Annotated in this window: 23 protein-coding genes; 3 read left to right on the top strand and 20 right to left on the bottom strand. The window is 59.2% G+C overall.

Going from position 1 to position 26,905, the window contains the following annotated elements; translation table 11 throughout:
- Window positions 1-96: 96 nt before the first annotated feature.
- From Q8L25_RS29585 to Q8L25_RS29595, 3 genes are all read right to left on the bottom strand, one after another.
- Entirely contained in the window at window positions 97-828 is a 732-nt protein-coding gene (locus Q8L25_RS29585) for a hypothetical protein (RefSeq protein ID WP_308922790.1), read from the bottom strand.
- A 98-nt stretch (window positions 829-926) separates the two neighbouring features.
- Window positions 927-2,258 (bottom strand): integrase family protein, encoded by a 1,332-nt coding sequence (locus Q8L25_RS29590; RefSeq protein WP_308922791.1) that lies wholly within the window; start codon window positions 2,256-2,258, stop codon window positions 927-929.
- Window positions 2,259-2,603: 345 nt separating this feature from the next.
- Window positions 2,604-3,035, bottom strand: coding sequence for a response regulator (locus Q8L25_RS29595; protein ID WP_308922792.1), 432 nt, complete (start codon window positions 3,033-3,035; stop codon window positions 2,604-2,606).
- A gap of 184 nt (window positions 3,036-3,219) precedes the next feature.
- Here Q8L25_RS29595 and Q8L25_RS29600 point away from each other — a divergent pair, with 184 nt between their 5' ends.
- The 3 genes from Q8L25_RS29600 to Q8L25_RS29610 all read left to right on the top strand — a co-directional run bounded on the left by Q8L25_RS29600 (window position 3,220) and on the right by Q8L25_RS29610 (window position 6,837).
- The gene (locus Q8L25_RS29600) at window positions 3,220-5,322 is read left to right on the top strand and encodes a TonB-dependent siderophore receptor (RefSeq protein WP_308922793.1); all 2,103 of its coding nucleotides are present in this window, start codon (window positions 3,220-3,222) and stop codon (window positions 5,320-5,322) included.
- 160 nt (window positions 5,323-5,482) lie between these two features.
- Window positions 5,483-6,145, top strand: a complete 663-nt coding sequence (locus Q8L25_RS29605) for a DUF642 domain-containing protein (protein ID WP_308922794.1) — start codon at window positions 5,483-5,485, stop codon at window positions 6,143-6,145.
- A gap of 242 nt (window positions 6,146-6,387) precedes the next feature.
- Entirely contained in the window at window positions 6,388-6,837 is a 450-nt protein-coding gene (locus Q8L25_RS29610; RefSeq protein ID WP_308922795.1) for a hypothetical protein, read from the top strand.
- Between the two features lie 304 nt (window positions 6,838-7,141).
- Here Q8L25_RS29610 and Q8L25_RS29615 read toward each other — a convergent pair whose 3' ends face one another.
- From Q8L25_RS29615 to scpB, 17 genes are all read right to left on the bottom strand, one after another.
- Entirely contained in the window at window positions 7,142-7,531 is a 390-nt protein-coding gene (locus Q8L25_RS29615; protein ID WP_308922796.1) for a hypothetical protein, read from the bottom strand.
- Between the two features lie 133 nt (window positions 7,532-7,664).
- Window positions 7,665-8,225, bottom strand: coding sequence for a hypothetical protein (locus Q8L25_RS29620; protein ID WP_308922797.1), 561 nt, complete (start codon window positions 8,223-8,225; stop codon window positions 7,665-7,667).
- A 179-nt stretch (window positions 8,226-8,404) separates the two neighbouring features.
- Complete coding sequence (locus Q8L25_RS29625; protein ID WP_374694331.1) at window positions 8,405-8,740, bottom strand: energy transducer TonB; 336 nt, start codon at window positions 8,738-8,740, stop codon at window positions 8,405-8,407.
- A gap of 42 nt (window positions 8,741-8,782) precedes the next feature.
- Complete coding sequence (locus tag Q8L25_RS29630; RefSeq protein WP_308922799.1) at window positions 8,783-9,118, bottom strand: energy transducer TonB; 336 nt, start codon at window positions 9,116-9,118, stop codon at window positions 8,783-8,785.
- A gap of 115 nt (window positions 9,119-9,233) precedes the next feature.
- A complete protein-coding gene (locus tag Q8L25_RS29635) occupies window positions 9,234-11,009 on the bottom strand; it encodes a methyl-accepting chemotaxis protein (protein WP_308922800.1) in 1,776 nt (591 codons plus the stop codon).
- 531 nt (window positions 11,010-11,540) lie between these two features.
- Window positions 11,541-11,993, bottom strand: a complete 453-nt coding sequence (locus Q8L25_RS29640; RefSeq protein WP_308922801.1) for a hypothetical protein — start codon at window positions 11,991-11,993, stop codon at window positions 11,541-11,543.
- Window positions 11,993-12,988, bottom strand: a complete 996-nt coding sequence (gene dusA / locus Q8L25_RS29645) for a tRNA dihydrouridine(20/20a) synthase DusA (RefSeq protein ID WP_308922802.1) — start codon at window positions 12,986-12,988, stop codon at window positions 11,993-11,995. Before dusA ends, Q8L25_RS29640 begins: the two co-directional genes overlap by 1 nt.
- A gap of 569 nt (window positions 12,989-13,557) precedes the next feature.
- Window positions 13,558-13,938: a hypothetical protein gene (locus Q8L25_RS29650; RefSeq protein WP_308922803.1), complete on the bottom strand. Its 381-nt coding sequence runs from the start codon at window positions 13,936-13,938 to the stop codon at window positions 13,558-13,560.
- On the bottom strand, window positions 13,925-14,686 hold the full coding sequence (locus Q8L25_RS29655; protein WP_308922804.1) for a hypothetical protein: 762 nt from the start codon (window positions 14,684-14,686) through the stop codon (window positions 13,925-13,927). Before Q8L25_RS29655 ends, Q8L25_RS29650 begins: the two co-directional genes overlap by 14 nt.
- A gap of 371 nt (window positions 14,687-15,057) precedes the next feature.
- Window positions 15,058-16,890, bottom strand: coding sequence for a translational GTPase TypA (gene typA / locus Q8L25_RS29660; protein WP_308922805.1), 1,833 nt, complete (start codon window positions 16,888-16,890; stop codon window positions 15,058-15,060).
- 222 nt (window positions 16,891-17,112) lie between these two features.
- A complete protein-coding gene (gene truB / locus Q8L25_RS29665) occupies window positions 17,113-17,982 on the bottom strand; it encodes a tRNA pseudouridine(55) synthase TruB (RefSeq protein WP_374694332.1) in 870 nt (289 codons plus the stop codon).
- A 68-nt stretch (window positions 17,983-18,050) separates the two neighbouring features.
- Window positions 18,051-18,473, bottom strand: a complete 423-nt coding sequence (gene rbfA, locus Q8L25_RS29670) for a 30S ribosome-binding factor RbfA (RefSeq protein ID WP_308922807.1) — start codon at window positions 18,471-18,473, stop codon at window positions 18,051-18,053.
- 116 nt (window positions 18,474-18,589) lie between these two features.
- Entirely contained in the window at window positions 18,590-21,451 is a 2,862-nt protein-coding gene (gene infB / locus Q8L25_RS29675; protein WP_308922808.1) for a translation initiation factor IF-2, read from the bottom strand.
- Window positions 21,452-21,497: 46 nt separating this feature from the next.
- Window positions 21,498-23,063, bottom strand: a complete 1,566-nt coding sequence (gene nusA / locus Q8L25_RS29680; RefSeq protein WP_308922809.1) for a transcription termination factor NusA — start codon at window positions 23,061-23,063, stop codon at window positions 21,498-21,500.
- Complete coding sequence (gene rimP / locus Q8L25_RS29685) at window positions 23,060-23,548, bottom strand: ribosome maturation factor RimP (protein WP_065307322.1); 489 nt, start codon at window positions 23,546-23,548, stop codon at window positions 23,060-23,062. Before rimP ends, nusA begins: the two co-directional genes overlap by 4 nt.
- A 344-nt stretch (window positions 23,549-23,892) precedes the next feature.
- Entirely contained in the window at window positions 23,893-26,007 is a 2,115-nt protein-coding gene (gene rluB, locus Q8L25_RS29690) for a 23S rRNA pseudouridine(2605) synthase RluB (RefSeq protein WP_308922810.1), read from the bottom strand.
- Complete coding sequence (gene scpB, locus Q8L25_RS29695) at window positions 26,000-26,788, bottom strand: SMC-Scp complex subunit ScpB (RefSeq protein WP_308922811.1); 789 nt, start codon at window positions 26,786-26,788, stop codon at window positions 26,000-26,002. Before scpB ends, rluB begins: the two co-directional genes overlap by 8 nt.
- Window positions 26,789-26,905: the final 117 nt, after the last annotated feature.

Consider the following 26,905-nt stretch of genomic DNA (forward strand, 5'->3'; position numbering starts at 1 on the left):
GCGTGTTGAAGATGACTCATTGGAAACTGGGGTGCTAGTGGGGGCGCAAGTGTGGGGATGTGGGGTATTTGACTGGGGCCGTAGGGAATTTTCGCCTTACTTCGTCGCAAATTTACTATGGTCCGCCATTCGCACCCGCTCAGGGTCACATGCACGTGCCGCCTTCCATGCGCCATCAAAGGGGTCGGAGCCTGCCCCGAACAGGTCAGGATGTAATTCCTTGCAGTGGTTCCTTAGCAATTTCTTCCCGCCTGTTGGAATTTCCAGAGGGTTGTAATTCATCGCAGCGATAGCCGCTAATATTGCTATGATTTGCCTCTCTCGTTTGGGCAATCCGGAGTCATCTGATTGTGGAAACGCTGGGCCAAGCGATGCCATAACACCATAAAGCGCACCGGCATTCAGCACCGGAACCGGCAACGCAGCGCCGGGAAACTCGCGCGGCAGTCTCCATTTTGGCGTGCAAAATTCGGCAAGGTGCGCAATGTCGGCAAGGCGCACGCGGGTTTCCCTTATTGGATTTGCTACGGCTACATGCCTTAGCTCCCCGTGCTCTGACATGTGCGCAATAGCGATGGAAATACGTTCATCAAAATCACTGCCATATCCTTCCAAATACTCAATGAGCGACGGAGGCAGATTCAGCGATAGCGCTACGGCCTCACGCAATGGCACAACTGGGAGGTTACGATACAGTGCCCAGTTAGGGCGTTCTGACCATCGCGCTCTCGCTATTTTCATTTCGATACGAAATAGTGCATTCCCGGATTGCGGTTCCATCGGCTCCTTCGGGTCGGGTATTTTCTCTGCCAAAGCACGCTCCTTCAAGCGCCTTCATTTTGAAATGGGGCACCAGGCAGGCGGTGAAGGAATCCGCTTTTCTCCCCGTCGAGATAGTCTGGCGCTTTGAACTGTTGCCCGATACGTCAGGCGACGGCCACCACGCGCAGGCCCGGTGTAACTGGTACAAAGTCGATAGCGGCCTGTTCCAGCATCCACGCTTCAATCTTGACGTGCCACATGCGCAGCAGGTCGAGCGGGCGGCGGCGGTAGTGCTTTTCGGCTATGGCGCTCGGCTTGTGTCCCATGACTTGCGCCACCACACCCGCCGGTGTCTCGGTCCATTCCGCCAGTGAGCCAAACGAACGGCGCAAGCCATGCAAGGTAAGGTCAGGCAGTCCGGCGGCAATCAATGCGCGCTTGTGCCCTGGCGTTGGCTCTGCAAGCTGTCCATTCGCAGACGTGGGGCTTGAGAACACCCATTCATTGCAGCGCGGCAGCGCGGCCAGCAGGTGCGCCACATAGGGGCATAGCGGTATCGTGCGCTCTCCTTCCACCTTGTCACGGATAGTCATGCTCAACCATTGAAAATCCACATCCTCCCAGCGCAGCGCGGCAAGCTCGCGGCGGCGTGCGCCAGTGAGTAACAAGGATTGCAGGTATGCCGATTGCACTAGGTTGCCCATTTCACGCACCGCTTTGAACCACGGCGCAAGCTGTTCGCGTTGCAGGCTGTCGCCTTCCTTGGCGTTCTTACTCGGCAGTTCGTCGCGTACTTGTTGCGCCTTGCAAGCGCCAGCAGGCACCAGGCCCGCATACTCGGCCTGTGAATCGCACCAGTTGACGAACACGGACAGCAGGCGGAACGACAAGGCGGCTTGCGTCGGGCGGGCTTCGGCTTCGGCTGCCAGCCATGCACCGATGCGCTTGCCGGTTAGGTCAGACAATCGCACGTCAAGCAATGAGGCCAGCGGCCCCGGCTCGGTCAAGCCCTTGCCCCGGACCTTTTGCACGCCACCGGCACGCACGACGTTTTCATGGTCGCGTATGTGCCACTCGCTCCACCGTTTGCGGCGTGATTCGACGTATAGCGGCCAGACAGTGCCAAGCGTCAGCGTTTCCTGTGTGTTTTGAATTTGTTTCGCTTCCGCTTCCGCCTGTTTGGCGTCGCGGGCGGCTTGCTCGGCTTCCAGCCCTGCGGCCTTGACTTGGCGGGGGTCTTGTCCGTTGTCGATGATGACTTTCAAACGGCGCGCTTCGGCTTGCGCTTCCAGAATCGACCACGTGCCGGGCGCACCGATGGTTATGCGTATGGCCGCCCCGTTCAGCTTTGCCTGAAACATGTAGGACTTGGCCCCCTTGGCCGTTGCACGAAGCCCTAAGCCCGGTGAAATTGAGTCCCACAGGAAAGATTGGTTCTTGCCGTCTTCACACTGAAAGCCATCAACCCGGCCGGCAGTAAATTTAACTTTTGCCATCGCTGACCACTCCTTGCGCAATCCATGTAACCGCTGTGTAACCCGGATTGGAGTATATCAATCAACATAGTTCAATGCAAACAAGTGGGAAGAAAACCATAAGTCATTGATTTTTAATGAATCAGTGAAATTCAGGCGTGTGAATCAACAACAATAAATGGCATTTATTCAGGATTGTGATTCCTGTTGTCGTGGGTTCGAGCCCCATCAGCCACCCCAAAGAATAAAGATGAGCCCGGTTTTCGAACCGGGCTTTTTCTATTCCGGCGCCGGTTTTTCCAACACCCTCTGCACACGCAAAAAAGCCGGCACGCAGCCGGCTTCTCTTCTTTCACGCCACGCTGTTTATGCCGCCAGCACCGACTGCACCGTCGTCGCCAGGTCTTCCATGCGTACCGGCTTGACGAGGAAATGGCGGAAGCCGACCGTCAGCGCGTCGTCCATATACATCGGCAGGCTGTGGCCGGTGACGGCGACCAGCACGGCGTTGGCGGTCTCCGGGTTGTTGCGCAGGCGGCGGCCGATTTCGATGCCGCTGATGCCGGGCATTTCGATGTCCAGGTAGACGGCGTCGGGCACGCATTGCTTGACTTGCTCGACCGCCATTTGCCAGTTGCGCACCACCACCACGTTATGGCCAAAGGTTTCCAGCAGCATGGCCAGCGACTCGCCCACTTCCTGGTTGTCGTCGACCACCAGCAAATTCAGTTTGCGGGCCGGTGCGGCGGACTCGCCCTGGCGGCGTTCCATGGACGTATTTTCAATTGTTTGGCTCATGTCGGTGTGGTTTCTGGCGTCGGCGAAAACGGCAGTATACAAGAAGGGGCGCTTGCACACCGCACGCAAGCCATCTGGCGCGCAGGCAAGGCGCGTACCACGGCCACAACAGCCACGCAAAGGCCGATTGACGGCGAGAATGAGAATCACTATCATCCAGTCCCCTGTCATCGGAGATACCGCCATGCCCCACCCTGTTCCTTTCACCATGCGCCCGTGCGCGCTGGCCATTACCGTTGCATGCCTGGCCTTGCCGCTGGGTGCGCAGGCGCAGCAGGGCAGCTCGGCCGACGATGCGGGCCCGGTGCTCGAAGCGATCCAGGTCAGCAGCAATCTGCTCGGCACCAGCATGGCAGCCAGCACCAAAAATTTTGCCGGCGCGCGCAGCGTGGTGCAGAAGGAAGAGATCGAGAACTCGGGCGCGTCCAGTATCAGCGACGTGATGCGCCGCATCCCCGGCGTGCAGATCAGCGACAACTCGGGCAGCTCGGGCAGCGCCGTATCGCTGAATATCGGCGTGCGCGGCTTGCCCGGGCGCTACTCGCCACGCAGCACGGTGCTGCTCGACGGCATACCGATGTCCGTGGCGCCTTACGGCCAGCCGCAACTGTCGTTCGCGCCGGTCAGCCTGGCCAATGTGGAAACGGTGGACGTGGTGCGCGGCGGCGGCGCGGTGCGCTTCGGACCGCAAAACGTGGGCGGCATCATCAACTTCAAGACGCGCCGCATCCCTACCACGGCCGGCATCACGGGTGATGCCAGCGTGCGCTACAACAGTTACAGCGAAGGCGGCCACAACACGCAGTACAGCGTGTTTGCCGGCAGCCAGCTCGATAGCGGCCTGGGCCTGGCCCTGCTGTATTCGGGCATGACGGGCAGCGACTGGCGCGTGGCCAGCGATGAAAAACTGAACGACTTCGCGCTGAAGTTCCGCTACGACCTCAGCCCGACCGCCGAGGTCTACGGCAAGCTGTCGTACTACGACGTCACCTCACGCACGCCGGGCGGGCTGACGCAGGCGCAATACCGTCTCGACCCGTTCCAGAACACCCGCCGCCTGGATTTCTGGAGCGGCGAGCGCAAGGCGGCTGACATCGGTTATTTGAACAGTATTTCCGCCACCCAGGAACTGGAAGTGCGCGCCTACTACAACGAGAGTTCGCGCCAGAGCACCTTGATCAATGCGGCCGGCACCGGCCTGGGCCACCAGCCGCGCAATTACGAAACGGCGGCGTTCGAGCCGCGCTACACGCAGCGCTTCAAGGCGGCCGGCATGACGCATGACGTGACGGTGGGCTACCGCTACCTGCGCGAACGGGCCGACGAGACGATCTATAACGTGGTGGTCGCCACCGGCGTGCAGCAGGCGCCGACGCGCTTTGCCGACAACAGCACCGATGCCCAGGCCATCTATATCGACAACAAGATTGCCGTCAACGCCTGGCGCATCACGCCCGGCGTGCGCTACGAACATATCAAGACGCAGCGCATCAATCACTTGCCGCAGGAAGAGAAAATCGATCTGCTCAACAACAAGGCCCTGCCCTCGCTGAACCTGGCCTATTTGCTGAGCAATAACGTGACCGTGTTCGCCAACTACAACAGTTCGTTTGGCGCCGTGCAGAACACCCAGCTCAACGCGCAATCGGCAAGCAATCCCTTGCAGCCGGAACTGGCGAAAACCATGGAACTGGGCGGCCGCTGGAAGAGCGCCAGCCTGTCGGCCGAGGCGACCTTGTTCAACATCAAGTTCGACAACCAGATCCAGTCGGTGGGCAGCGGCACCAATGTCACCTTCTTCAACCGTGGCGCCACCCACCACCAGGGCCTGGAAACGGCGCTCGACTACCGCTTCGACGCGTCCGGCCCATTCGCCGGCCTGAACGCCTACGCTACGTACACCTATACCAAGGCGACCCTGGAAGAAGGCGCGAACGCGGGTAACGACGTGCCGTATTATTCGCGCAATACCGATACGGTAGGCATCCATTACCAGCGCGGCGGCTGGGGTTTTGACCTGTCGAGCACGCATCAGACGCGGCAGTTCGCCGATGACGCCAACACGATGCTGGAAAACCGCGCCGGCGACCTGGGCCTGATTCCCGGCTACCGTACCTGGAATACGCAAGTGAAATGGAAAGTGCCGGGCCAGGCCGGCCTGGAACTGCTGGCGGGCGTCAACAACCTGGCCGACAAGCGCTATTTCACGCGTACCTCGGATGGCAACCTGGGCAAGATGGTGGGCGCGCCGCGCATGGTCTACCTGCAGGGACGACTGGTATTCTGAAGATTTCTGTCGGGAAATAATTTGTTGTAGAAAGTATACTTTCCGTTTCAAAAATGAAAATAAACTGAAGGAACAACTGCTCGGTTAGCGGGTTTCAATGCTATCATTTGCATGTCAATCAGGAAACAAGATTATTTTTAAACCAACAAACGGAACCACCATGAAATTGCCAGCCATCCTCTTGAATATTGCCGCCCTGGCGACCCTGTTGTCGGCCGGCGCCGCCAGCGCCGCAACCGAGCTGGTAGTCAATGGCAGCTTTGAAAACAATTCCATCAGTTCGTCATGGGCAGCGGCCAGCAGCGTCACCGGCTGGACCTCGTCGGCCAGCGGCAATGCGGCATTCGAGATCCAGAAAGGCTCGACCCAGGGCGGCATGGGCGGCTTCATGCCGACGGCGGCCAACGGCGTGCAATACCTGGAATTGAACACCGACCGCCTGACCTCGATTTCGCAAACCATCAGCACCACCGCCGGCAGCAGCTATTTGCTGTCGTTCGCCTACTCGGGCCGTCCCAATACGGCCGGCAATGCCAGCAGCCTGATGAATGTGTACTGGGGCAACACGCTGCTGACCGCCAGCCCGCTGGTCGGCACCACCACGCCAACCTGGCAGACCTTCAGCCAGACCGTCAGCGCCCTGGGTTCCTCGACCGTGCTGCGTTTTGAATCGGTCGGCCCAACCTCGGCGCCTACCTACGGCTCCTACCTGGACAATGTCTCGGTGTCGGTGTCGGCGGTGCCGGAACCACAAACCTACGCCATGATGCTGCTGGGCCTGGGCCTGATGGGTTTCATCGCACGCCGCAAGCGCCAGGCATAAGCATCACGTACCAGCGCACCGTTTTCTGACGAGCCACCCCGCAGCCATGCCGGGTGGCTTTTTTCATGGGCGCGACACCATAAAATTCGGTCCTTGTTGCCCAATAGAATTAGATTGAGGCTACAATACTTTACTTATGTCAAACAATGCCAAGCGCGCATTGTTCCGCCGGGGCCGCCAGCGCGCCTTGATTACCAATACGCATTGATAGAACAGGATGGCGAGCGCCATCAGTACCGACCATGGCTGAAGAAAAACCGATTACTGAAACGAGTTCCTACGGCAAGGACACCCCTGTGGGCCGGCCGGATATCGATGGCCGCGCCGGCGTCTTCGTGCCGACGGAAGAGTTTGACATCAACAATACGACCACCTTCCGCAAGGGGGCCGGGATCGTCGGTTTCGGCAATCACGACGGCACCCTGACCGTGTATTTCGAATCGAACCGTTTCGACGAAAGCAATCTGCACAAGTGGGAAAACAAGGCGCGCAAGGCGTATGACCGCATGGTGATGGGTGCGCCGACGGTGTCAAAAGGAAAGTTTGACGCGCGCTTCCTGGAGCAGGTCGGGATCATCGATGGCATGGGCATCAACCTGAAGCACCCGGAACGGCTGACGTATTGGCTGGCGGTATCGAACCTGCCAGACACGGCGCCGGAAGAGCCGGTGGTGCGCTGGAAAAATCGCTGAAACGGGCTGTCAGCCAGCTATAGCTCAGTCCGCAAGCATTTGTCCTACACGGTGGCGGACATTCATCTGATTCTTGTAGGAATTAAAGATAGCTATGATGGAGTCATACCGTTAGCGCACAAGCGCTCAACTTGCCACCCATCAGGAGTCCATCATGTCCCGCCTTATTCCCTTCAGCTTTGGTGCCTTCCAAATCAGTCTGGCTGGCGCGGCCGTGTATATCCTGTGCTCGGCGGACGTGTTGCACCAGGCGTCAGTCTACTTCCACTGAAACGCCTGAGGTTGCCACTGCTGCCACTGCCGATCAGCGGCGGCCGTGATAGCGGCCATGCCCGCCCCATCCGCCACGCGGGCCACGGTAGCCCGAGCGCCCGAAGCCGAACATGAAGTCCAGCCCGATCGATACGGGCGGATTGTAATAATAAGGCTGCGGCGCATACACGGGCGCCGGCACATACACCGGTTGCTGCACATACACAGGCTGCTGCTGCACGTACACCGGTTCACTCGTATATTCCACCCGCGGCGCGCTGACCACGCGCGACGACTGCACCGGCTCGGACGAGACCGTATGCCACTGATAGGGATTGTAGGCCGCCTGCGGCGCACGCGTGCCATAGTAGGCCGGGCCGGGCGGCGCCACCACGCAGCCGCCGAGGGCGGCCATCGAGATTACTGCCAACAAGGTTTTCATCGCACACTCCTTTTCCAATCTAGTAGTGTAAGAAATAAAGCGTCCCGGCGCTGCGGATTTACCGAATGTTACACGCCGATGCAGAGCGCAACATGAAGCGTGGCGCGCTCGCGACAAAGCGGCGCCAGCGGCTTCAGATAAACGGAATCTCGCACTTGTCGATCGCCTTGCCTGAAGCATCATGGCGCTGTGCGCACACTTGGTAGCGCACGCCGAAATCGAGTTCGATCTGCTCCACCTTGCCATACTTCAAACCGATCGTGTGTTGCACCTGCTGCTTGCCGGCCAGCGCCGCCACGTCCTTCGGGATCGCCATGGCCGTCTGCACTTCGTCCTGGCGCGCTTCCTGGCGCCGCGCCACGTCGATCGCCAGCGCAAAAGTCATGTTGACGCCGCCATCGGCATAGGCGAACGACGGTGCGCTGCGCTGGGCCCGCATGACGCCCCAGGCGCACTGCTTGTCCTGCGCCTCGCAGCGCTTGAGTTGCGCCAGCGGAAAATACTCGGCGGCCACCTTGCCATGCTTGATGGGCCAGCTGGTCCGTACGCCATCGCGTTTGCCGCTCATCGGATTGACCCAGCTGAGGCTGTTGACGAGCGCCACCGTCTGCCCCGTTTCCAGTCCGGGCGGGGTGCTGAAACCGGCGCAGGCCGACAGGGAAACGACAGTGGCGGCGGCAAGGGATAGTTTCAAGATGGAATGCATGATGGCCTCTGGGCATGAAAGAAACACGGCAGTATAGTGCCGAGCGTAACAGATACGGCGCGCCGTGGCGTGGCGTACATGACAGAACGGGCGGCTCCGCAATCGCGGCACCGCCCGTCAGGGGTGACAAACATCGATCCGGCCAGGGCGAACCTGGCCGGCGGCGATCAGTCCAGCTTCCAGTTGTAGTCGACCTTGGTCCAGGTCTGTGCCGCAGCGCCATCCTTGGTGCCCGGCTTGAACTTGCATGCCGACAAAGCCTTGATGGCGGCCTTGTCCAGGTTCTTGAAGCCGCTGCTCTTTTCGATTTTCGAATCGGCAACGCTACCATCGGCATTGACCAGGAAGGACATCGACACCGTGCCCTGCTCCTCGTTCATCAGCGATGCTTTCGGATAATCGGCCTTGCAGGTCTTGGCATCGAAGGATGCGGGAACCTCTGCCGCAAAGCTAGCGGACGAGACAGAAAACAGCAATGCAGCTGCAACACCCATATGACGCATACTTTTAGACATTTGTTTCCCCAATAAAATCAAACAGAGTGATTACAGCTTCCAGGAATAATCGACCTTGGTCCAGGTTTGGGCCACGCTGCCATCCTTGGTGCCTGGCTTGAACTTGCAGGCGCTGATGGCCTTGACGGCGGCCTTGTCCAGATTGCGAAAACCGCTGCTTTTATCGACTTTCGAATCGACCACCTTGCCGTCGGCCGAGACCAGGAACGACATCGTCACGTCGCCCTGCTCTTCATTGACGAGCGAAGCTTTCGGATATTCAGCCTTGCAGCTTTTTGCATCGAAGGTCGCTGGCACTTCGCTGGCCAGGACGGTGGCGCTCACGCCGGAGAGGAGTACAGCTGCGATAACACTACGCTTATTCATAGTTACACTTTTTCAACAACGTTAAACAAATTCGTAAAACCGGCTGCGCGATTGACCGCGCAGCCCAGGACTCTACTGCCACCATGGCACTGCTGCTACTGGATGCTGCTACAACTTAAAACTCTTCCCACTCGTCATTGCTGGTGCTGGCCGCGGCGGCACGCTTGCTGGCCTTGGGCGCGGCAGGAGCGGCAGGGGCGGCCGCTTCGGTCTTGCGTGCCAGCGACTTGACCGGACGCAAAGGCGCGGCCGGCTTGCGTACCACCACCGCTGCCGGGGCTTTTACCTGCGCTGGCGCCGGCACGTAGGCCGCCGCGCGCTCTTCGCCCTCGACCAGCTTGAAGATGCTGACCACGTGCGACAGTTCGGCCGCCTGGTCCTGCAGGCTTTGCGCCGCAGCGGCCGCTTGCTCGACCAGCGCCGCATTCTGCTGCGTCATGCCGTCCATCTCGATGATCGACAGGTTGACCTGTTCGATGCCGGCGCTCTGCTCGGCGCTGGCGCTGGCGATCTCGCTCATGATGTCGGTCACGCGGCGCACGCTGTCGACCACTTCACCCATCGTCACGCCGGCCTGGCCCACCAGGCGCGTGCCGCGTTCGGTCTTCTCGGCCGAATCGTCGATCAGGATCTTGATTTCCTTGGCGGCGCCGGCCGAACGCTGGGCCAGGTTGCGCACTTCGGAGGCCACCACGGCAAAGCCGCGGCCTTGCTCGCCGGCACGCGCCGCTTCCACGGCCGCATTGAGCGCCAGGATATTGGTCTGGAAGGCGATGCCATCGATCACGCCGATGATGTCGACAATCTTCTTGGCCGATTCGTTGATCGAGCTCATCGTATCGACCACTTGCGACACCACCGAGCCGCCCTTGATGGCGACATCCGACGCGGTGGCGGCCAGCTTGTTGGCTTCACGGGCATTGTCGGCATTCTGTTTCACGGTCGAGGTCAGCTCTTCCATGGCAGAGGCGGTTTTTTCCAGCGCGCTGGCCTGCATCTCGGTGCGCGAGGACAGATCGATATTGCCGTCGGCAATTTCACGCGAGGCCGTGCCGATGGTTTCCGTGCCCACCCGCACCTGGCCGACGATGCCGACCAGGCTGTTGCGCATTTCCTTCATTTCCGCCAGCAGGCTGGAATTGTCCGAGCTTTGCGTATGGATGCCGATCGACAGGTCGCCCTTGGCGATGCTGCCAGCGATCGAGGCCGTGTAGTCGGGTTCGCCGCCCAGCTGCTTGAGCAGGCCGCGGGTAATCACCAGTGCCGCCGCCACGCCCAGCGCCACGGCCAGTACGCCCAGCACGATCATGAACAGGCGCGCGCTGTCGAAGGCCTTGCGGGCGTCCGTCTGCATCTGCTCGTTGAGCTTGTCTTCCAGGGTGGCCAGTTGTTCCAGCGCATCGATCCATTTTTTCTGGACCGGGCGGATTTCCTTGATCATCACGCGCGTCGCCGCTTCGGCATCGTTGGCCATCCACAGCGCCGAGGCCTTGGCTATCGCCGGCATGGCGGCCGCTTCATATTCCTTGATGGAAGCGAGCAAGGTTTTTTCTTCGGCCGTCGATTCGATGGCGAACTTGGCTTCCAGCTTTTTCTGTGTTTCCTGGTAGGTATTGGTCTGCGCCTTGATGCGCGCCATTTCCGGCTCCATGTCGCCCGAGTCTGTCATCAGGGTCAGGATGCGCAGCGAAGTGATGCGGTCGCTGACATTGCCACGCATGTCGATCACCAGGCGGGTGACGACGTTGTTGACGTTAATGACGTGATCGAGACGTTCCTGGATTTGCGCCATGCGCGCAATGCCGAGTATCGTCACAGCCACCAGCAGAACCAGTACCAGGGCGAACCCCAGGCCCAGGCGTGTACCAACCTTCATTTTTGCTAAATTCATTTCGGCTCTTCGTAAATGAAACTATTGATAAGAATTTTGCCCGGCACGACAAGACGAACGCTGCACAACGCCAATATCCGCCAAGGGCCTGATCAGCCCGCCAGCGGTACCGGCTGCACGCAACACGGTGTGATTCCTGTCCCGGCAGCCCTGCGAATACCGCAGTGACTGCGCATGCAAATTTGCCTCTCATATTGCTTTCTATCTACGATTAATTCCACCGCGACATATAAAATACACATGAGAAATATTTGTCTATAATCAATTATAGGTGTAAATTTTGCCTCAAAGCAAGCATTAACTGCCTGAATAAGTTGCAGATTAACTTTCTTCGGGGAAATGACAACATCGCCGTTTCTTGCACCGTAGAAATGCCCCATGACTGTGCAAGGGTGTGCCAAAACAGCACATTGTCAACATGCGATGCCATGCGAACGGGCGTTTTTTCACCAGAAAAAGGCAGGAATGAGGGCAGCGGGAAGATGCCTGAAAAACAGTATTAAGGACCTGATATGGCGTAAAAACGACGCCTCAGCTATCCCAGCTGCAATGCAGCAAACAGGCGTGACCGGCAACGCCAAACACATACACGCTCGAGATGGCACCCAGCTGCCCGGCCAGGCTGCGCCGGCCATCGGACACCAGCCGATACCATTGCGGCTCGGCCTCGAACATGTCAAATAATTCGCGCTCGAAACCTTCGAACAGGCGTGTATCCAGTGGCTGGCGGTCAAACTCACTCATCGGGCGCAGGCGGTCGAGCAGCCACTGGCGCGGTGTGCAGGCGGCGCCGCTGCAAATCACCGTATCGAGTCGCGGCAGGGACAGGCCTTCGGGCGACAGGCCCAGCGCATCGCACAGCATCGGCAACGCCGCACCGGGCGACACGGCGCCCAGGTATTCACACCGGAAAGCGCTGCCATCGTCTTTCAACGCGCTGACCGCTTGCAGGTAGCCGTGCAGCTGGCGCGCCTTGTCGTGCATCAGCCATGCGCCGGCGACAGACGCGCCGCCGCTTCGAGCAGCAGGCGCGGGTCGCCCGAGGCCAGTTTTTTTGAATCGGACAAGGTCTGGCGGAACCCGCGCGCGCCGGGCAGGTTCTGCATCAGGCCCAGCATGTGGCGCGTGATGCTGTTGAGCTTCATGCGGTCCTCTTTTGCCAACTGCGCACTGATATACGGAATCATGGCTTCGAGCACCTGTTCGCGCGTTTTGACGTCGGACGCATCGCCGTAATAGCGCTGGTCGAACTGCGCCATCACATACGGGTTGTGATACGCCTCGCGGCCCAGCATCACGCCGTCCAGGTGCTGCAGATGCAGGTCGATCTCGTCCAGCGTCTTGATGCCGCCATTGATGATGAATTCGAATTGCGGAAAGTCGCGCTTGAGCTGATAGGCGTACTCATACTTCAGCGGCGGCACTTCGCGGTTTTCCTTGGGGCTCAGGCCTTTCAGGATGGCATTGCGCGCATGCACGATAAAAGTCTTGCAGCCGGCCTCGGCCACCGTGCCGACAAAATCGCGCACGAAGTCATACGACTCGCTGTCGTCGATGCCGATGCGGTGCTTGACGGTGACGTCGATATCGACCACGTCGCGCATGGCTTTCACGCAATCGGCCACCAGTTGCGGCTCGGCCATCAGGCAGGCGCCGAACGCCCCCTTCTGCACGCGCTCGGACGGGCAACCGCAGTTCAGGTTGATCTCGTCATAGCCCCACTGCTGGCCCAGTTTCGCGCTGGTGGCCAGGTCCTTCGGATCGCTGCCCCCCAGCTGCAGCGCCACCGGATGCTCTTCCTCGTTGAAGCGCAGATGGCGCTCCACGTCGCCGTACACCAGCGCGCCGGTGGTCACCATCTCGGTATACAACCAGGTATGGCGCGTGATCTCGCGATGAAACTTGCGGCAATGGCGGTCGGTCCAGTCCATCATCGGGGCGACGGACAGCACCCGACTACCTACTTTAGATAAATCCATTTGATTTCCAAACGTAAGTTGCTTTCTTGAATTTTTTAAATTTATTTCAATTTAATACAAAAATATTGATGATTTTTTATGCTCAAATTCACCAGCTAAGCTCCTCAAGATGCCAAGCACATGATTTATTGCCGCGTGATATCGGTATATCAATAGAAGTCGCCTGAGTAGAAAAATCTTGATATATTCAATGAGCAACACCAAGACGATTCAATGTTGCGAATAAATGAGCAAGCAATACTTCAAGATATTTCACCACAAACAGAGCGATTACTCCATTACATGAAATATCCATGCGACGCAATAGATTTGACGCGATTATCAAAAATGCAGAAGACATACGGAAAAGAATTCCATAGTTAAACTATGGAAAATTCCGTAGAAATATGGATCAAATGGAGGCGAGTTGGAAATATCTTAGAGCTATGCTTGCAAACCGGAATCAAGGAGAAAAATACTTCAGAACACTTGATTAGATGGCTAACTGCTTATATATTAGGTCATTGAGCAAGCGTAATACTAACTGAACAATGTAGAGATATAACAATCAAATAAAAAATTAGCTTATTTTATTTGGTTTCATCAAAAAGGACTTGAGTCTGCGAAGCTACATCTTGTAGATCCTTGGCATCCAATGGCGTCTTGAGATAGTAATCCGAGTCAACACGCTTACCGCACAGAAAGCGTAATAGCTTGCCTATAGCTACAGATTGATCTTTTAAATCGTCTTCCAACTTCGGATCTGGATATGCAAGTTGATTGATAAGCTGTTCGTGCTTTCCAGTTGCTGAACGTACCGACCCAGGACGAGGCAGCGCCACATGATACGCAAAACAACGGTGATAGGCAGCATAATAATGTCTACTGAGCGCGGCACGAATCATCGCCTCATCAGCTGCGGTCTTAGCAATAGCAGTCGCTGCACCAAACAGTTGCTCAGGCGTACTCATGAGCGCTCGCAATTAAAACGTCAAATGCAGGAGACTTACTAATATCAAGCTCGCGCTCCTTTCGTGCTAGCGCCTTATTCAGCTGAAAAACCTCTGATGGTGTGCCTACAACTCGCAAAACCATGGTAATGCCAGTCAAACCACCAGCAATATTACTCGTTACAATATCACCTGCAAGCACATCGAAAGCTTTGTGAGCGCGGAGTACTGCACCGGCCGCTTCCATGTGACTCACCACATCCTTATCAGACAAACCAGCACTCTCCATTATGGCCGCAGCCTCGCTAATCAATCCTTCAGGCATGGCGGAAATATCCAAACCCATCTCACGAGCACGCTTTAATTGATCGTTTATCATTTTGAAGGCTCCTATTTCCATCCCGGTAAGAACTCCGGTCTTGAACTCACCATTCTCTGGCTGAAGAACCTCCACAAGTATATCTAGAGCTTGGGTATAGCAACCAAGTGCAGATAGCGAAGAACACCAGTTCAGTAAAAAGGTAAGTTCACGGGAAAGCTTCAATGCTCTGTTGAAACAAGCATTTACCTCTGCTATGTCACCTGTGGTTGCATATAGCATACCCATGACAGCCCAACCGCTTGCGGCATCAACGGCAAGCAACTTCTCGCAATCACGCTTCAACTGCCTCCACGCAAACGTGTTTGGATCAGCGTAACATCCAGTGGACCGGAGTACGTTGAGGCTATCAATCAGTTCGTTGGTTTTGGTGAGTGGTTGCGCGGACATTTCATCTATTCTAATCGTTCAGCCGTGCTAACGCCGCACGACTTACATCTGTTTACCTGTTTCCAACCGATAATAACAGAAGTTAACTTCAACCGCTCACCTCAGGTCAAGATTCGATGAGAAGTAGCGACGAAACGACGGCGATTTTGGGTTACGTCTTAGCAAACCGTCCCATACTAAATTTTCATTGACCCGTCTTACCTCACCTAGTCTACCACCTATGCGTCCGGAAGAACAAGACGGATGAAGTCATGGTTGCCATGAAAACAGGGCTGCAAACGACAAACCCGCTGCGCGCATCACCGGTTAGTGTCATGCGGCGCAGCGGGTTTGGATGCAGCATGGCCCACAGGCCATGCTCGCACTACATATTACGCGTCACGCGACGCTTTTTTACGCTCGTGCTCTTTCAGGAAGCGCTTGCGCAGGCGGATCGATTTCGGGGTGATTTCGACCAGTTCGTCGTCCTCGATGAATTCGACCGCGTATTCCAGCGACATCTGGATTGGTGGTACCAGGCGTACCGCTTCGTCGGTACCCGACGAACGCACGTTGGTCAGCTGCTTGCCCTTGATCGGGTTGACGACCAGGTCGTTGTCGCGCGAGTGGATGCCGATGACCATGCCTTCGTAGACTGGATCGTTGTGCGACACGAACATGCGGCCGCGGTCTTGCAGTTTCCAGATTGCGTAGGCGACAGCGGCGCCGTCATCTTGCGAGATCAGCACGCCGTTGCGACGGCCGGCCATTTCGCCACGGCTGTTGTCGACGGCTGCGTATTCGTGGAACACGTGGCTCATCAGGCCGGTGCCGCGGGTCAGGGTCATGAATTCGCCCTGGAAGCCGATCAGGCCACGCGCCGGGATCAGGTACTCGAGACGCACGCGGCCCTTGCCATCCGATTCCATGTTCTGCAGGTCGCCACGACGACGGCCCAGTTCTTCCATCACGCCGCCCTGGTTGGCTTCTTCCACGTCAACCGACAGGTTTTCAAACGGCTCCTGGCGCACGCCATCGACCATCTTGAACACCACGCGTGGACGCGATACGGCCAGCTCGAAGCCTTCGCGACGCATGTTTTCGATCAGGATGGTCAGGTGCAGCTCGCCGCGGCCCGATACTTCGAAGATCGTGTCGTCGTCGGTTGGTGCAACGCGCAGAGCGACGTTGGCTTTCAGTTCGCGGTCCAGACGGTCACGCAGCTGACGCGAGGTCACGAATTTGCCTTCGCGGCCAGCCAGTGGCGAGTTGTTGACCATGAAGTTCATGGTCAGGGTCGGCTCGTCGACGGTCAGCATCGGCAGCGCTTCCGGGGTATCCGGTGCGCACAGGGTCGAACCGATGCCGATTTCGTCGATACCGTTGATCAGGCAGATGTCGCCGGCAACGGCTTCGTCAACCAGCACGCGCTCCAGGCCCTTGAAGTTCAGCACCTGGTTGATGCGGCCTTTGACTGGCGTTGCGCCTGGGCCATTGATGACCAGCACGTCCTGGCCGACCTTGACAGTACCGCGGTTGACGCGGCCAATGCCGATCTTGCCGACGTACGACGAGTAGTCCAGCGAGGTGATCTGCATCTGCAGCGGGCCTTCCGGATTGTCGTCACGGACTGGCACGTGTTCCAGGATGGCGTCGAACATCGGCTTCATGTCGCCGCTGCGGATATCTTCCGTCAGGCCGGCGTAGCCGTTCAGGCCCGAAGCGTAGACGATAGGGAAATCGAGTTGTTCGTCGGTCGCACCCAGCTTGTCGAACAGTTCGAAGGTCTGGTTGATGGCCCAGTCCGGACGTGCGCCTGGACGGTCGATCTTGTTGACGATGACGATAGGCTTCAGACCCAGTGCCAGCGCCTTGCGCGTGACGAAACGGGTTTGTGGCATCGGGCCTTCTTGTGCATCGATCAGCAGCAATACCGAGTCAACCATCGACAGCACGCGCTCCACTTCGCCGCCGAAGTCGGCGTGGCCTGGGGTGTCGACGATATTGATGTGGGTGCCTTCGTACTCAACAGCGCAGTTCTTCGACAGAATCGTAATGCCGCGCTCCTTTTCCAGGTCGTTCGAGTCCATGACTCGGGTGTCGACCGCTTGGTTTTCACGGAAGGTGCCGGACTGGCGCAGCAGTTGATCCACCAGCGTGGTTTTGCCGTGGTCAACGTGGGCGATGATGGCGATATTACGAATTGCGCGTTTTGTAGTAGACATGGTCGTTATATTTGCTGAAAAACTGCAGGGAGCGTACGGGGTGTACGGTGCGTTTCGATACTGGCTGAAACTGGAACCGCGTAGTATAGCATGTTGCGTTGCGGCGCCATTTAAAATTGCTGGCGGGTCCAGGCTTCAGGAATGGTTGGGTTAAAAATGCAACATAACCCATTAACGGCTGGGGTCGGACCCTGAGGGTCCGACCCCGGTACTTGCTTCGGGTTACTGGTGCGCGGTAGCAATCAAGCGTTCCGGCGCCAGGATGCTGTACTCCTGCAACTGGCCCGTGCCCAGCAGTTTGGCGTCGTGATATACGCGCACCCTGCCCGGTTCGGCTGGCACGACGACCTCTTCCTTGCCCAGCGCAATACGCTGGCCGTGCAAAAAGCGCTTGGCCAGTTCCTGCGTCAATTGCACCGCCGGAAAACTCGACAGCAAGGCGTCGACCGGAGCGAGCAAGCTCAACGGTTCGGCATGCGCCGTCAGTTCGTCCAGCGTAATCACGCCATCGAGCGTCAGTTCGCCCACCTGCGTGCGGCGCAAGGCGTTCAGGTGTGCGCCGCAACCCAGGGCATTGCCGATGTCTTCGCCCAGCACGCGGATATAAGTACCCTTGCTGCACATCACCGACAGTTTCAGGAACGGCGCTTCGTAGCTGAGAAACTCCAGCTTGTGGATGGTCACCGGGCGCGCCTCGCGTTCCAGGGTGATGCCGGCACGCGCGTATTCATACAGCGGCTTGCCGTCGCGCTTGAGGGCCGAGTACATCGGCGGCACCTGCAGGATGTCGCCGCGGAACTGCGCCAGCACGGCGTCGATCTGCTCTTGCGTGACGTTCACGTCGCGCGTTTCCAGCACGGCGCCTTCGGTGTCCCCGGTATCGGTGGAGACACCCAGGTGCACCAGCGTTTCATAGGTCTTGTCGGCTTCGAGCAAATCCTGCGAAAACTTGGTGGCCTCGCCAAAGCACAGCGGCAGCAGTCCGGTGGCGAACGGGTCGAGCGTGCCGGTATGGCCCGCTTTCTTGGCGTTCAGCACGCGCTTGGACTTGATCAGCGCATCGTTGCTGGACCAGCCGACCGGCTTGTCCATCAGCAGCACGCCGTCGACCAGGTCGCGTACGCGCTTGATGCCGGGTGGTCGTTTCGGTCCCGCCACGTTTATTGCTCGCCTGCTTTATCTTCCGGCTTCTCGTCCGGTTCGGCGTCCGCCGCGCGGGTGGCGTTGGCCTTGTCGATCAGCAGCGACATTTCCATGCCGCGCGAGGTCGAGCTGTCGTGCACGAAATGCAGCATCGGCAGGGTGTGGATGTGCAGGCGCTTGCCCAGCAGGCCACGGATGAAGCCAGCGGCGGCCATCAGGCCTTCGGTGGTGTTCTTGATGGCTTCCTTGCTGTCTTTCAACATCGTGAAAAACACCTTGGCGTGCGCGTAGTCGGGCGTGATCTGCACTTCGGTAATGGTGATCATCGTGCCAACGCGCGGGTCTTTCAGTTCGTAGGCGACGATTTCGGCCAGATCGCGCTGGATCTGGTCTGCCACGCGCAAGCCGCGCGCCGGCATGGTTTTGCTATGTTTGGCCATGATTATGGTGTCCTAAGTGCCGCAGGGCGCATGGATCAAACGGTTGCCCGTTGACCAATGCGCCCCACGTGTTGTGCGCGGACAGGGTGCTGTCCGCGCGATTGTTCTTGCTGTGATTACAGGGTACGAGCGATTTCCTGGACTTCGAACACTTCCAGGGTGTCGCCAACCTGGATGTCGTTGTAGTTCTTCAGCGACAGGCCGCACTCCAGACCGGCGCGGACTTCTTTCGCGTCGTCCTTGAAGCGTTTCAGGGACTCGATCTCGCCACTCCAGACCACGATGTTGTTGCGCAACAGGCGGACCGACGAAGCACGCTTGACGACACCATCGGTGACCAGGCAACCGGCAATCGCGCCGACTTTCGAGACCAGGATAACCTGGCGGATCTCGACCTGGCCGATGACCGTTTCGCGTTTCTCTGGTGCCAACATGCCCGACAACGCCGAACGGATCTCGTCGATCGCATCGTAAATGATGTTGTAGTAGCGAATGTCCACGCCGTTCGACTCGGCCAGCTTGCGTGCCTGGGCATCAGCACGGGCGTTAAAGCCGATGATGACCGCTTTCGAGGCGACCGCCAGGTTGACGTCCGATTCCGTGATGCCACCTACCGCCGCGTGAACAACTTGTACGCGCACTTCGGAGGTCGACAGTTTCTGCAACGAACCGACCAGCGCTTCCTGCGAACCTTGCACGTCGGTTTTGATGATCAATGGCAAGTTTTTCACTTCGCCTTCGGCCATCTGGTCGAACATGTTTTCCAGTTTCGCGGCTTGCTGCTTGGCCAGTTTCACGTCGCGGAACTTACCTTGACGGAACAGACCAATTTCACGCGCCTTGCGCTCGTCGGCCATCACGACCACTTCTTCACCGGCGACCGGTACTTCGGTCAGGCCCTGGATCTCGACCGGGATCGATGGACCGGCTTCGGCAATCGCCTTGCCGTTTTCGTCCAGCATGGCGCGCACGCGGCCATACGAGGAACCAGCCAGTATCACGTCGCCACGGCGCAAGGTACCCGATTGCACCAGGATCGTTGCGACCGGGCCACGGCCCTTGTCCAGACGGGCTTCGACCACCAGGCCACGGGCCGGTGCATCGACGGGCGCCGTCAGTTCCAGTACCTCGGCCTGCAGCAATACTTGTTCCAGCAGATCGTCGATACCCTGGCCCGTTTTGGCCGAGACCGGCACGAATGGCGATTCGCCACCGTATTCTTCCGGCACGACTTGTTCGGCAACCAGTTCCTGCGTCACGCGGTCAACGTTGCCACCCGGCTTGTCGACCTTGTTGATCGCCACCACCAGCGGTACGCCGGCTGCTTTCGCGTGGGCAATCGCTTCTTTGGTTTGCGGCATCACGCCATCGTCGGCGGCAACCACCAGAATCACGATGTCGGTCGCCTTGGCGCCACGGGCACGCATGGCGGTAAACGCTTCGTGACCCGGGGTGTCGAGGAAGGTGATCATGCCGCGTGGCGTATCGACGTGGTAAGCGCCGATATGCTGCGTAATGCCACCGGCTTCGCCCGACGCGACCTTGGCGCGGCGGATGTAGTCCAGCAACGAGGTCTTGCCGTGGTCGACGTGACCCATGACGGTGACCACCGGTGCGCGCGGCTTGGTTTCGAAGTGCGCGTGTTCGCCCACATCGGCCAGCAACGCTTCCGGATCGTCCAGTTCGGCGGCAAACGCCTTGTGGCCCATTTCTTCGACCAGAATCATGGCCGTTTCCTGGTCCAGCACCTGGTTGATGGTGCACATCTGGCCCAGTTTCATCAAATGCTTGATGACTTCGGAAGCCTTGACGGACATCTTGTGCGCCAGTTCGGCCACCGTAATGGTTTCCGGCACGTGCACATCCTTGATGACGGCTTCGGTCGGCGCCTGGAAGTTCGATTCGCGGTCGTCATGGTGCGTCGGGCGACGGCCCTTGGCACCGCCACGCCAGCTGTCACGACCCGCAGGGCCGCTGTTGCCGCGTGGCTTGGGACCACCGGTGGTGCCGCGTTTTTTCGCGTCATCGGACCAGGTGGACGACACATTGGCCGACTTGATCGATTTCTTGTCTGCCACGGCAGGCTTCTTGTCGCCCGGCTTGTCGCCAGGTTTCTTGTCGGCCGGCTTGTGCAGCGTGCCTTCCGGCGCTTTCGGCTTGACCGGCACCGGTACTGGCTCAGGTGCCTTGATGGCGCGGCGTGGCGCGTTCATCATGGCCTTGATCTGGGCGACCTCGTCCGCCACGGCCTTGCGGGCGCGTTCGGTGGCTTCGGCTTTTTCAGCGGCTTCCTTGGCGGCAACGGCAGCGGCGGCGGCTTTTTTCTTGGCTTCTTCGGCGGCGGCGGCTTTTTTCGCTTCGGCGGCGGCATCGTCGGCGACTGGCGCGGCGGTGCTGGCGACCGGCGCGGCGGCGGCCTTGGCGGCGGCTTTCTTCGCTTCGGCTTCGGCTTCTTTCTTGGCGGTCAGTTCAGCCTGTTGCGTGGCTTTCGCCTGGGCTTCTTTTTCCGCGTCGAGCTTGGCCAGGCGTTCCTGTTTCTCACGCAGATCGGCTTCCTGGCGTGCGATCAGTTCAGCTTGCTTGCGAACTTCTTCTTCACGACGCGCCACTTCGGCGGGATCGATCACCGGCGCGGCAGGCGCGACCGGTTCAGGCGCAGCGACAGGCGCCGCTTCGTCGCGCTGGACGAAGGTGCGTTTCTTGCGCACTTCCACCTGGATGGTGCGCGACTTGCCGGTTGCATCGGCTTGCTTGATTTCAGTCGTTTCCTTGCGGGTCACGGTGATTTTTTTCTTTTCTGTGTCAGCCGCTGCGCCATGGGTGCGGCGCAGATGATCCAAAAGCTTGTCCTTATCATCTTTCGACAATGGATCTGACGTCGAACTTTTCTCGACGCCGGCAGAACGCAGCTGCGTCAGCAGCAAATCTGCAGGCATCTTCAGTTCGGTGGCAAATTGGGCTACGTTGTTACTCGCCATTCAGTCCTCTTTTCTATGTGTCGCGGAGATGATAAAGATACTCAAATTAAGCCTTTGCGGATTCAGCCTGACTCCATGCCTTGGCTTGCAGCGCCTTGGCACGATCGTCGTATTTCGAGTCAACCAACTTCATCTCATCGTCGGTCACATCTTTAAATTCACTTGTAATCAGTTCACGCGCACGGTCCGCAGACAAGGCCAGGATTGCGCCAAATTCGTCGTATGCCAGTGCTGCAAATGCTTCAACAGTCTTGATACCAGCCAGACCCAGCTTGCCAGCGGTGACGCGGTCCATGCCTTCCAGACCCACCAACGCCTCGTCCATGCCTTCCAGACCCTCTTCCGAAGCGATCGCTTCGGTAACCAGCGCATCACGCGCACGGGTACGGAGTTCATTGACGGTATCTTCGTCAAACGATTCGATTTCCAGCATTTCGGAAATTGGCACGTAGGCGATTTCTTCCAGACTGGCGAAACCTTCTTCCACCAGAATGTCTGCAACTTCTTGATCGACATCGAGCTTTTCCATGAATAGGATGCGCACGGCAGCCGTTTCCTGGGCAGCTTTGTCGGCCGATTCTTCGGCCGTCATGATGTTGATCTTCCAACCGGTCAGGTCGGCGGCCAGGCGCACGTTCTGGCCCGAACGGCCGATCGCGATGGCCAGGTTTTCTTCGTCGACGACCACGTCCATCGCGTGCTTTTCTTCGTCGACCATGATCGACGACACGTTCGCCGGCGCCAGGGCGCCGATCACGAACTGCGCCGGATCTTCCGACCACAACACGATGTCGACGCGCTCGCCGCCCAGCTCACCGGTGACGGCCTGCACGCGCGAACCGCGCATGCCGACGCAGGTACCGATCGGGTCGATGCGCTTGTCGGCCGTGTAGACGGCGATCTTGGCGCGCACGCCGGCATCGCGGGCGGCCGATTTAATTTCCAGCATGCCTTGTTCGATTTCCGGCACTTCCAGTTCGAACAGCTTCATGATGAAGTCCGGCGCGGTGCGCGACAGGATCACCTGCGGGCCGCGCATGTTGCGGTCGATGCGCAGGATGAAAGCACGCACGCGGTCGCCGATACGCAGATTCTCTTTCGGGATCATCTGGTCGCGTGGCAGACGCGCTTCGATCTTGCCGGACTCGACGATTGCATCGCCGCGTTCCATGCGCTTGATGGTGCCGGTGACGAGCGAGTCGCCGCGTTCCAGGAAGTCGACCAGGATCTGTTCGCGCTCGGCGTCACGCACGCGCTGCAGGACCACCTGTTTGGTGTCTTGCGCAAAGCGGCGGCCGAATTCGACGGACTCGATCGGTTCTTCGATATGGTCATCGACTTCGATGTCGGCGATCTGTTCTTTCGCCTCGAAGTGCAGGATCTCCTGATCCGGCAACTGCAGGCCGGCTTCGTCAGGCACCACGTGCCAGCGGCGGAACGATTCGAATTCGCCCGAATCGCGGTCGATCGAAACGCGGATGTCCACTTCACCCTCATATCGTTTCTTCGTGGCTTGCGCCAATGCGAATTCCAGGGCGCCGAAGACGACATCCTTATCGACGTTTTTTTCACGCGCCAGCGCGTCTACCAATAATAAAACTTCGCGACTCATGCTTTGCGTCCCTTAAAAACCACCTGCGGCACCAAGCGTGCCTTATCCACGTCGGCGAGCGTAAATTCCAACATCGCCGGACCATCCTTACCTTCAAATTCCAACGACAAATTCTCGCCCACGGGTTCTTGCAAGATCCCCTGGAACGATTTCCGGTTGTTCGTACCCGGCATCGCCTCGCGCAGCTTGACGATGATTTCCTGGCCTGCGAAACGGACAAAGTCTTCCAGCTTGCGCACCGGCCGGTCCAGGCCCGGGGAAGAAATCTCGAGGCGTTCGTAAGGAACGTTCTCTACCGTCAACACATGCGATAACTGGTGACTGACCGTGGCACAGTCTTCGACCGTGATCGGACCTTTTTCAGCGGCATCGGCGGCGCTGAAATCAATAAAGACGCGCAGCATTCCGCGCTCGGCACGTTCGACATCAACGAGCTCGTAGCCCAGACCTGTGACTGTCTTTTCAATTAATCCCAACTGCTGCAAGAAATTCTCCAGAAATAAGGCCCGTTTTCGCCCGATATCGCGCTCGGAAGCGCCAGACACCTGCAAAAACACGCATTCAATCATATATGGCCCCTCGCGGAGCCATTACAAACGGTTCAACAAAAAAAAAATGGGCATCTGCCCATCTTCTTGTATTTCCCCAACCAGATGAAAGCACTCCCCACCGAACAACCCTGCGGAGAACTTTTATTAGGCTGCAGATTATAACCTCTTATTAACTTCGCCGCAATGCCGCGCATGCGCGCAGGACCGACTTACAACAGTTACAAGAGTGTGCGCAGCCGGGGCAAAACCCCGGTTTGCGCTACAAGAAAGGCCCTGTTTTAACCTTTGGTACGGCGGCGCGGCATGCCATCCATGCCACCGCGCGGCTGGCCACCGGAACGCACCTGGCCGGCGCCACCACCGCCGCCAGTACGGCGCGGGCCGGTATTGGCAAAGCCGAATGCCGTTTGCAGCGGATCGGGCTGGCGCGGACCGCGCTGCGGCGCACGGCCTTCGCCGCCTGGACGGCCCTGGCCACCCTGGCCGGCCACGCGCGGGGCGCGGCCCTGGCCTGGCTGTGCACCGTCGAAGGAAGCAGCCGAACGCGGCTGGCCACCCTGGAAAGGACCTTGCGGCTGGCCACGGCCAGGACCACGCGCTTCGCCCGGACGACCCATGCCGCCTGGACGGCCCTGGCCTTGCGGACGGGCGAACTGGCCCTGTGGCTGGCCACGGCGCGGCGCGACCGGGAACGGATCGGCGTTGCGATTGCTGACATCGATGCGGTTGCCGTTCGGCTCGTCATCGCGCTCCTTGCGGTCGACCTTGCGTGCTTCGCGACCCTTGGCGGCACCAGCGGCGCGCGGGTCACCCGAGGCCGGCATTTTCTTTTCGATACCGTAGGCGGCCAGCAGGTCGCGCACGGTGTTTTCATCCATCTCTTCCCAGCGGCCACGTTTCAGGCCGCTCGGCAGGGTCATCGCGCCGTAGCGGGTACGGATCAGGCGCGAGACGGTCAGGCCGATCGCTTCGAACATGCGGCGCACTTCGCGGTTACGGCCTTCGCCGATCACCACGCGGTACCACTTGTTGATGCCTTCGCCGCCGCCATCGGCGATCTTCGAGAACTGCGCCAGGCCGTCTTCCAGCTCGACGCCGGCCAGCAGCTTCTGACGCATGCCTTCTTCCAGCTCGCCCAGGGTACGCACGGCGTATTCGCGGTCGATGCCGTAGCGCGGGTGCATCAGGCGGTTGGCCAGGTCACCGGAAGTCGTGAACAGCAGCAAGCCTTCGGTATTGAAATCGAGGCGGCCAACGGCCAGCCATTTGCCGGCCTTCATGGTCGGCAGGCGGTCGAACACGGAAGGACGGCCGTCCGGGTCGTTGTGGCTGACGATTTCGCCGGCCGGCTTGTGGTACACCAGCACGCGCGGCGGCTTCTTGCTGACGCGGCGCTGGATCAATTTGCCATTGATGCGCACATGGTCGGACGGCAGGATGCGCTGGCCGATATGGGCCGGCTCGCCATTCACGGACACGCGGCCCGAAATGATCAGGTCTTCCATGTCGCGGCGCGAACCGAGGCCGGCTTCGGCCAGCACCTTGTGCAACTTCGGCGCATCGTCGTCGGAGGTCAGGTCGCGGCGCACGGCGGTTTTCTGCACGCGGCCGGCGCCGCCCTCTTCGCTGTCGAACGCGTCGGAGGTGACGAACGAGAAGATCGCATCGGCTTCGTTCAGCTTGCCCGGCGCGGCCTGGCGGCCCTTGCCTTTCTTGCGGCTCTTGCCGGCGTTCTTGCCGGTGCCCGGCATGTCGTTGCGCGGCGCGCGCGGCTGGCGTCCTTGCGGCGCCGGCGACACCAGATTGCCTTCGGCATCGAACACATCGGCGACCGGCGCGGCCGCTTCCACTGCAGCGTCCTGTGGCGCGGCTTCAGGCTTGGCGGCTTTCTCGGCCTTCGGGCGTGGCGGCTGGCGCAATGCGCGCTCGGCCTGTACACCGCGCATCTGGCGCGGACCACGGGTCGTGCGCGCTTCTTCGGTTTTTTCAGCAACAACTTGCGGAGCAGTTTCAGCTTCCACGGCGGCTTCCACGGCGGCAGCCTTGGCGGCGGCGCGGGCGCGCGGCGGACGCGGCGCCGGTGCGGCAGGTGCTGCGCCAGCATCGGCGGTCACGGCATCGGCCGGCGCTTTCGGCGCGGCCTTGGCGCGCGGTTTTTTCACGGCGGGCGCTGCCTCGGCAACATCAACGGCAGGCGCGGCGGCGGCATCGGCGGCGATCTCGGCCTTGGTGCGGCGCTTCGGCTTGGCAGCGGCGGGCGCGGCCTCGGTGACTGCCGCAACTGGCGCAGCGGCGGCAGCGGCTTCGATCTGAGCCTTGGTGCGGCGCTTGGGCTTGGCAACGATGGCTTCGTCGCTGGCGGTAACTGTCTCGGGTGTGTTCGGATTATTCATTGTTCGTTTCTTGGCTGTGCTGACCTGGCGCAGCGTCAGCCGTTAGTTCTGGCGCAGGGTCGTGAGTATAGGCTTCGTCCGTGGGCGAAGCATCGGGGCCGGCATCAGGGCTTGCTGTCACTACTGTCACAGCCGTACTGCTACCTGCACCAAGCGGTACTGCAACGTCATTCGTTGCTTTGTCAAAATTTTCTTGCAGGGCGGCTTCCAGGGCTTCGAGCCCGTTGCCCTGCATTTCGCTGATTTGCTGCAACGGCGGCAGCTGGGACAGCGAGCTCAAACCCAAGTCGTCCAAAAATTGTCTGGTGGTGGCCAGCAAGGCCGGCCGGCCCACCACGTCGCGGTAGCCGATCGCATCGACCCAGCCGCGGTCTTCCAGCATCTTGATCGTCTGCGAATTGACGGCCACGCCGCGAATTTCTTCGATGTCGCCGCGCGTGACGGGCTGGCGGTAGGCGATGATGGCCAGCGTTTCCAGGGTGGCCCGCGAATACTTCGGCGGCCGCTCGGGTGTCAATCGATCGAGATACATCTTCATTTCAGGGCGGCTTTGAAAGCGCCAGCCCGACGCCAGGCTGACCACTTCGATGCCGCGCCCTTCCCACTCCTGCCGCAATTCCTCGAGCAGCTGCTTGATCGTATCGGCGCCGACACCGACCCCGCGCACGCGGCCATTGTCATCGGCATCGACGAACAGCTTTTTCAGGCTGTGGATCGTCAGCGCTTCACGCGCGCACAGCAACGCTGTTTCGAGGACTTTCTTGGCCTCAATGGTGTTCATAGCAATTCTGTGCGGATATGTATTGCAATTCGTATGCAGAGAAAGAAATCAAAACGTTCATTTCAACGTAACAGAGGGCATGCATCGCTGACGATGTCATGCTGGGTTACAAGTTGA

It is taken from the genome of Janthinobacterium sp. J1-1, assembly GCF_030944405.1.
GTDB lineage: Bacteria > Pseudomonadota > Gammaproteobacteria > Burkholderiales > Burkholderiaceae_D > Janthinobacterium.